The sequence below is a fragment of the Paraburkholderia sp. LEh10 genome (assembly GCF_017814945.1).
GTDB lineage: Bacteria > Pseudomonadota > Gammaproteobacteria > Burkholderiales > Burkholderiaceae > Paraburkholderia.
Genome location: NZ_JAGIPX010000089.1, coordinates 19,966 through 27,843 on the forward strand (window position 1 = coordinate 19,966; position 7,878 = coordinate 27,843).

The 7,878-nt window shown below is 62.1% G+C and carries 7 protein-coding genes; 5 read left to right on the forward strand and 2 right to left on the reverse strand.

Going from position 1 to position 7,878, the window contains the following annotated elements; all coding sequences use genetic code 11:
• Positions 1 to 70: 70 nt before the first annotated feature.
• Entirely contained in the window at positions 71 to 1,558 is a 1,488-nt protein-coding gene (locus tag J8I87_RS39085; protein WP_209937759.1) for a YadA-like family protein, read from the reverse strand.
• 540 nt (positions 1,559 to 2,098) lie between these two features.
• Here J8I87_RS39085 and J8I87_RS39090 point away from each other — a divergent pair.
• The 4 genes from J8I87_RS39090 (at position 2,099) to J8I87_RS39105 (ending at position 6,237) form a co-directional block, all read left to right on the forward strand.
• A complete protein-coding gene (locus J8I87_RS39090) occupies positions 2,099 to 3,112 on the forward strand; it encodes a beta-propeller fold lactonase family protein (RefSeq protein WP_209937761.1) in 1,014 nt (337 codons plus the stop codon).
• Between the two features lie 175 nt (positions 3,113 to 3,287).
• Entirely contained in the window at positions 3,288 to 4,271 is a 984-nt protein-coding gene (locus tag J8I87_RS39095) for a sterol desaturase family protein (RefSeq protein WP_209937762.1), read from the forward strand.
• A gap of 232 nt (positions 4,272 to 4,503) precedes the next feature.
• Positions 4,504 to 5,370, forward strand: a complete 867-nt coding sequence (locus J8I87_RS39100; protein ID WP_209937763.1) for an EI24 domain-containing protein — start codon at positions 4,504 to 4,506, stop codon at positions 5,368 to 5,370.
• Positions 5,371 to 5,400: 30 nt separating this feature from the next.
• Complete coding sequence (locus J8I87_RS39105; protein WP_209937764.1) at positions 5,401 to 6,237, forward strand: molybdopterin-binding protein; 837 nt, start codon at positions 5,401 to 5,403, stop codon at positions 6,235 to 6,237.
• A gap of 179 nt (positions 6,238 to 6,416) precedes the next feature.
• On the opposite strand, the gene J8I87_RS39110 is transcribed toward J8I87_RS39105, so the two are convergent.
• Complete coding sequence (locus J8I87_RS39110; protein ID WP_209937765.1) at positions 6,417 to 6,881, reverse strand: rhodanese-like domain-containing protein; 465 nt, start codon at positions 6,879 to 6,881, stop codon at positions 6,417 to 6,419.
• A 455-nt stretch (positions 6,882 to 7,336) separates the two neighbouring features.
• On the opposite strand from J8I87_RS39110, the gene J8I87_RS39115 reads away from it, so the two are divergent.
• On the forward strand, positions 7,337 to 7,878 hold a 542-nt coding region (locus J8I87_RS39115; RefSeq protein ID WP_209937766.1), incomplete at its 3' end, for a glutamine synthetase beta-grasp domain-containing protein.

Sequence of the window (7,878 nt, forward strand, 5' to 3'; positions counted from 1 at the left end):
ATTGCGCCAAAAATCACACCTTGTGATTTTTGGCGCGTCCAGCCTGAACCGCGGTGACGCGCGGCATGGATTACCAGTGCATGCCGGCACCGATCGAAGCGCCAAGCTCACCGCGCGTACTCGCTGTGCCCTGTAGCTTGTAGACCCACTTACCCGTATCAGATAGCTGCGACACGCCGAGCGCCATGGCCGATTGCCCGCCATACGTGCCAGCCGACAGCGCGACCATGCCGCGGCCCGGCAGCACCGCTTGCGGAAGGCCGGCCATCGCGATCGCCGCAGCTGCGCCGCCGTAGCCGTCTTTGCGGGCTGAGCGCACCTGGTCGTCGGTATAGGTCTTCGCCTGACCGACTGCATTGTTCATGCTTTGGCCCAACTGGTTCACATTGACGGCATCCGTGCCCGCGACGCCGGCCGCGACGTTCGCGATTTGCCGCTCCTGTCCTGCCGCACCGACGGACACCGTGCTCGCTCGATCGGCGACCGAGCCCTGGCCGAGCGCCACGGAATTGTCGGCGCTCGCATTCGAACCCGCGCCGAGCGCCACCGAGTTGCTCGCGCTCGCGTTCGCAGCGGCGCCGAGCGCAATGGCGTTGTCCACACTCGCGTTCGAACCGGTGCCGAACGCGACGGCGTTCGTGCCGCCAGCCTGCGCATGCGCGCCCGCCGCGATCGAATGGGCGCCGCTGGCGAGCGCGGAGTCGGCGGATGGCGTGCCTTCGGCGCTGAATAGCGGATTCGAGGTGTTGAGCGTCACATTCTGGACCGTGACATTGCCAACGGCATTGCCTAGCAAGGTCGTCAACTGACCGAGGTTCACGGCATCGTGCGCATCGACGGCATCGGCGAGGTTGTGGATTTGCGTGCCACCCGCCGCGGAATTGCCGCGTAGCGTAATGCTGTCGTAGTTGATTGTGTCGTCCCCGTTGCGGTCGTACATGACTGCACCGTCCACACGTTTCGTCATCGCGCTCAACTCGCCGTCGAACCGGTTGGAGACCGCCTTCAGTTGCGCGACGTTGACGGCGTCCTGGTCCGCACGTCCTGGTGCGAGGGTGCTGATCGTGCGGTTGCCGACATTGACTTCGCCGGAGGACGTTTGCGGCGTGCTCAAGCCGAACGCCGTGTAGCCGATCTGGGCCCCGAACAGCGTCACCGAGCCTGAGCCCAGCGCGATGCTGTTGGCGAAGGTCGCCATCGAGTTCGCACCCAGCGCGAGTGACTGAAACGCGTTGGCCTGGGCCGTGTCGCCGAGTGCCGTGGATGCGCCTGCCATCGCCCGCGCGTGCGCGCCGAATGCGGTCGCGTTGTTGCCTGTCGCAGTCGATGTATCGCCGATTGCGACGGAATCCACGCCGCCGGCGAACGCGGTGTCTCCCACCGCAATGCCCGTCGCGTCGATCGAAACCGCGCCGTTCCCAGCCAAAACGCTCGCATGAGCCGTTGTCGCCATCGAGCAGGACATGACGATGCCAGCGATCAGCCGCGCGGCGGCGGCGGGCACATCCGAAATGTCCCGGTGCCTGATATGCGCCGCATCATTGTCTTGAGATTGCATTATGTAATTCAAGTTTTTCACGCCTCAAAAAATTACGAAAAAGCAAAACGGCAAAAACAGAAGCGCCAACCAATTTCGTCGAAGATCGGTCAGATAAAAGCCGCAAATAAGCGTCGATAATCGTGCTCACGCAGACGGTTGTGTCGGCGTTGGGTTTCGCGCATTCGCTCATGCCGGTGGGTGCGCAAGAATATTGCGTTCGGTGAGTTTCGACGGACCGGCTGGTCGCTGATATGGGTTAACTCTTAATTTGTTATATTGCGAAATCTCCGCCTATTGTTGGGGAAATCGACGGCGGAATTTTCTTGAATCGTGTGCGGACATTAATCGGGTTATTTCGTGAATTCCTGTTTTTCAACTTATCAAAGCCGATAATTCGGAGGGTTTCGGCGGCATTTTCTTACCCGCGGCCGGTTTTTCTGCATGGATACGAGAATGCCCGTGGCACCGCGCCGCACCGCGTGCTTTTCACCGGCCCAGGTCAACCGTTGGACAGCGCAAACGTTCTACAATGGCGGTTATCCCCTGATGTGAGTCTCCATGCGCAAATTTTCCCTTTCCGGCCTGACCAGCGCGTTTACAGCCGGTGCGACGCTCGTCGCGGCAGCAAGCTTTTTCTCCCCTTCCGCGCACGCCAACAACGTGATCGTGCTCAATTCCGGCGAAGCCACGCTGAGTCTGATCGACGAGACCACGCGTCAGGTCGTGGACACGGTGCCGACGGGCAAGGAGCCGCATCACCTGATGCCGACGCCGGACAATTCGTCGCTAATCGTTGCGAATTCGGTGTCGAACAATCTGATGTTCGTGGATCCGAAAACGGGCAAGACGCAGCGCTGGATCGAGAACATCGAAGACCCGTATCAGATCGGTTTCTCGCCGGACCGCAAATGGCTCGTGACGACGGGCCTGCGCCTCGACCGTCTCGACATCTATCGCTACGATGGTCACAACATGACGCTCGCGAGCCGCCTGCCGCTCGCCGTGATGCCGAGCCATATCGCGTTCACGAACGACAGCAAGACAGTGTTCATCACGCTGCAGGTGTCGGGCGAACTGGCTGCGATCGACCTCGCCACGCAGACGGTCAAGTGGAAGATGAAAGTCGGCAAGGTGCCGGCGGGCCTGTGGATGACACCGGGCGACAAGTATCTGCTCGTCGGCATGACGGGCGCCGATTACGTCGCCGTCGTCGACTGGAAAAACCAGAAGATCGTCAAGACGATCACGACGGGCAAGGGCGCGCACAACTTCCGCTCGCTCGCCGACGGCAAGCATGTTGCCGTGTCGAACCGGGTGGCCAGCACGATCAGCATCATCGACGAGGACACGCTCACCAACGTCGGCGACATCACGGGACTGATGCCGGGGCCGGACGACATGGAACTTTCCGCTGATAAGCGCTATCTGTGGGTGACGTTCCGTTTCGCGAAGCACGTTGGCGTCATCGACCTGACCACGCGCAAGCTGATTCAGACGATCGCCGTCGGCCGCTCGCCGCACGGCATCTATTTCTTCGACCGCGCGCCCGTGACGGCGCCGAACGGGGCATAACATCGAGGCGGCGCGCTTCGCCGGCGCGCCACGCATCGAGGGAAGCTGCATAGTCATATCGCGCAGTGGCACCGCGCCGTGATACCGCGCCGTGATACCGCGCCGTGATACCGCAGAGGGAAGCCGCTCATCGAAGCCGCTCATCGAAGCCGAACCGTGACGCACAAAGAGCACCATGTTTCACCTGATCGCCTCCACTCTCGATAGCTTCGTCTCGTCCATCCAGACGCTGCTGTACGTCGACGTCGTGCAGCCGCTGCTGTTTCGCTTCAACCTGATGGACTATGACGAAGACACGTACGACAGCCTCTACTGGGTGATCGTCGGCGTGCTGGAGGTGCTCGCGATGTACGCGCTGCTGCGTCCGCTCGAAGCGTTGCGCCCCGTCGAGCAGTGGAAGGACCGCAAGGCGGTGCGCGTCGACGTGCTGTACACGTGGATCGCGAAGCTCGGCATCCTCAATCTGTTTTTCTTCTTCGCGCTGCAGCCGTTTTTCGACTCGGTGCAGGGCTGGCTGCGGCTGCACGGCGTCGCGAATATCGAACTCGACAATCTCTGGCCGGGTGTGACGACGCAGCCGTTCGTCACGTTCATCATGTATCTGCTCGTGCTCGACTTCGCCGGGTACTGGTATCACCGCGGGCAGCACAGGATCGGCGTGTGGTGGGAATTGCATGCCGTGCATCACAGCCAGCAGCAGATGTCGATGTGGGCGGACGATCGCAATCATCTGCTCGACGATCTGCTGCAAGCCTGTTTCTTCGCCGTGATCGCACTTTTCATCGGCGTGCCGCCGTCGCAGTTCGTCGTGCTCGTTGCCATCACGAATCTCGCGCAGAGCGTGCAGCATGCGAACATCCGGCTGTATTTCGGCTGGTTCGGCGAGCGTCTGCTCGTCAGCCCGACGTTCCATCGCCGTCATCATGCGATCGGCTATGGACACGAAGGGCTCAAGTACGGCTGCAACTTCGGCGTGCTCTTTCCATGGTGGGACATGCTGTTCGGCAGCGCGTCGTGGAGCCGCGAAATGGAGCCCACGGGCATTCGCGACCAGCTCAGCGGCCGGCATTACGGCGAGGGATTCTGGGCGCAGCATTGGCTCGCGTTCGTGCGCATCGCGCAGCGTATCGGCGGCAGGAAGCAGCGGCGCACGGTCTGAGGCGCGCGCGCTGTCGTCGTACTTCCGTTTCAGCTCGTCTTTCAGACACGCGTACGCCGTCGCAAGGGCAGGCCGTCGAAATCGTGTATTCCGGTCAGGCCGCGCTTCGCTTGTCCGCTTCAGATCCTTCAGCGCGCGCTGTGAGCGTCGCATTCGCCGTCGGCACCCGACGTGGTTTATCCTGTCCACGTTTATTCCTTTCCCTGCATTTCGACCACGCCATTGACTACGCATGAATGATCTCTTGCGCTCGTTCGGGCGCGCGCTTTCTTCCGTCCTTCATCCGCGCATGCTGTGGCTGACGTTCATGCCGTTCGCGGCCGCGGCAATCGTCTGGGGCGTGGCGCTGTGGTTTTCGTGGCAAACGCTGATCGGCGCGACGCGCAACTGGCTCGAAAACTGGCCGCTCACGACGACGCTCTACGGCCTGTTCGACTGGCTCGGCTTTTCATCGCTGCATGCGGCCGTTGCGCCGTTCATTGTGATCGCCGTCGCGATTCCGCTGATCGTCGTGACGGTGCTGCTGCTGATCGCGACGCTGTCGATGCCCGCCGTGATCCGGCATCTGTCGCTGCGTCAGTTCCCGGGACTCGAGATGCGGCGCGGCGGCACGTGGTATGGCAGCCTCGTGCATTCCATCTGGACGACGCTCGTGTGTCTGCTGGTGCTCGTGATCACGCTGCCGCTGTGGCTGATCCCGCCGTTCTTCGCGTTGATCCCGCCGCTGCTGTGGGGCTGGCTGACCTATCGCGTAATGACATACGACGCACTGGCGCTGCATGCGAGCAGCGACGAGCGGCGCGCGCTCGTGCGCCGGCACCGCTTGCCGCTGTTATTGATTGGTGTGGCGAGCGGGTTGCTCGGTTCGCTGCCGACGCTGATCTGGGCGTCGTCTGTGTGGCTGATCGTGCTGTTCCCTGTCATGACCGCGGTGACCATCTGGATCTATGCTTTCATCCTCGTGTTCACGGCGCTGTGGTTCGGCTACTACTGCCTGCGCGCGCTGCAGCGGATGCGCGCCGAAGAACCGGGCGCGAACGGCCACCACGGCCCGCACGGGCCCTACGGCGCGCGGGGCGCGGCGCCCATTTCCTACTGACGACCGACACTACTGATACGAGAGGCAGTCATGGCATTTGGCGTCATCATCATCGGCGATGAGATCCTGTCCGGCCGGCGTGTCGACAAGCATCTGCAGAAAGTGATCCAGCTTTTGAGCGCGCGTGGCCTGTCGCTCGGATGGGCCGAATATATCGGCGACGATCCCGCGCGCATTACGGCAACCTTGCGCCGCACGTTTGCGTCGGGCGATATTGTGTTCTCGACAGGTGGCATCGGCGCGACGCCGGACGATTACACGCGCCAATGCGCGGCCGCTGCGCTCGCCGTGCCGCTGGAACTGCACCCCGAAGCGAAGCGGCTGATCCAGGAGCGCATTCGCGGCATGCATCCCGCCAATTCGCCGACGCCTGTGGACCTCGATTCGCCGGAGAACCGGCATCGGCTGAACATGGGCACATACCCCCGTGGTGCGTCGATCATTCCGAATGGCTACAACAAGATTCCTGGTTTCTCCGTCGGCGATCACCATTTCGTGCCGGGGTTTCCCGTGATGGCATGGCCGATGATCGAATGGGTGCTGGATACGAAGTATGGGCATCTGCATCATTTGACGCCGCACGCGGAAAAGTCGCTGCTTGTCTTCGAATTGCCCGAATCGACGCTGACGCCGCTGATGGAACAGATCCAGCATGACTTTCCGGGCGTGCGGGTGTTCAGTCTGCCGAGCGTCGGCGATGCGGAGCGCGGCGGGATCTATGCGCGCCGTCATATCGATCTCGGTGTGAAGGGCGAGCCCGAGGCCGTCGCCGCAGCGTTCGTGAAACTGCGGGAAGGCGTGCATCTGCTCGGCGGCGATATCGTCGAGCCGGAAGTGGCGGCGGCGCACGCTCAGCCGCGCGGCTAAGCGCCAGCATTCACAGTGCGGAGAAGGCCGGACGCGCAATGCGTCCGGTTCGAAGCGCATCATCCGCGTGTCACATCGCGCGCGGACGATTCAGGTGAAAACGGCGCACGGTATTCACCGTGCGCCGCGCAGTCTGCAGGCTTAGGAAGCCTGATCGGCTTCGCGTGCGGATCGGGTATCTACGCGCCGATCCACGGCAGCCCGCGGAAACACCATCCCGACACCATCTTCCGATGACCTTGGCCGTCCTTGTCGCCCTCGAAGCCTTCCAGTAGATCCAGCGCTTTTGTGAAGCCGGCCTGCGTCGCGGCGATCGCGGCGAGCTTCGAGCGCGCGGCGCTGCGGCACAGGAGCAGCACGGGCGTGTCGGGTGTCGCGACCTGGCGCAACTGGTCGATGAATTCGGCGTTCGGCACGCCGCCCGGATAGCGCGTCCATTCGACATGCGCATACTGGCCGTCGCCGACCACGGGGCGGCCGACCCAATCCAGCTCGGCGCGCGTGCGCACATCAACGAGACGGGCGCGCGGATCGAGTTGCAGAAGCTCGAATGCCTCGGCGGGCGTGACGGCGCCTGCATACGGAAGCTGGTTGTCGACACGGCGCTTTTCAGCCTGGCTGTACAACTGATGGAGCGTACTCATGACAGCAAATCTCCTGGAGGCCAAAAAATCATTCTAGCAAGCCGGCGTATCCATGCGTGTCGGGCCTGCGCATGAACACCGGAATTCGAGGAGGGCACCGATGTCTCCTATTGGTGCAAAATAGTCTGAATGCACCATAAAGGTGTATTAAGCAGCCGATGATTTTTTCGATGCACAGCGCTGGTGCAAAGACGTATGAGTGAACGGTCGACGCCCCGCCAACGGTGTGCGTGGATTCCCCGCAAAGGCGCGTCACCATTGGGGATGCAACGAGGTGGAGCATGTGGGGCAAAAGCTTGGCATGGAAGCTGCTTTATTGGTTGCCGATCGAGCAGGCCCGACGCCAGAAACGGCGAACCCCAAATGGCGGTATCAGAGGGGTGGACGCGTCGGGGCTGGTCAGCTAGATTGGGCGGCGGTTCATCCCGCCGAATTCGTTAATCAGGAGATAGGTTATGAGTAAATCCGTGGCCGACGTCATGCAGCTCGTCAAGGACGAGGACGTCAAGTTTGTCGACTTCCGTTTCACCGACACGCGCGGAAAAGAGCAACACGTTTCGGTGCCGGTGTCGGCATTCGACGAAGACAAGTTTGAAAGCGGCCATGCGTTTGACGGTTCCTCGATTGCCGGCTGGAAGGGCATCGAAGCCTCGGACATGCTGCTCGTGCCGGACGCGAACACCGCCTACATCGACCCGTTCTACGAAGAGTCGACCCTCGTGCTGACCTGCGACGTCGTCGAACCGGCTGACGGCAAGGGCTACGAGCGCGACCCGCGCTCGCTGGCGAAGCGCGCCGAAGCGTACCTGAAGAGCACGGGTCTCGGCGACACGGCCTTCTTCGGTCCGGAGCCGGAATTCTTCATTTTCGACTCGGTCCAGTGGAACACGGACCAGTCGGGCTGCTTCGTCAAGATCGGCTCGGAAGAAGCACCGTGGTCGTCGGGCAAGGAATTCGAAGGCGGCAACACGGGTCACCGTCCGGGCACGAAGGGCGG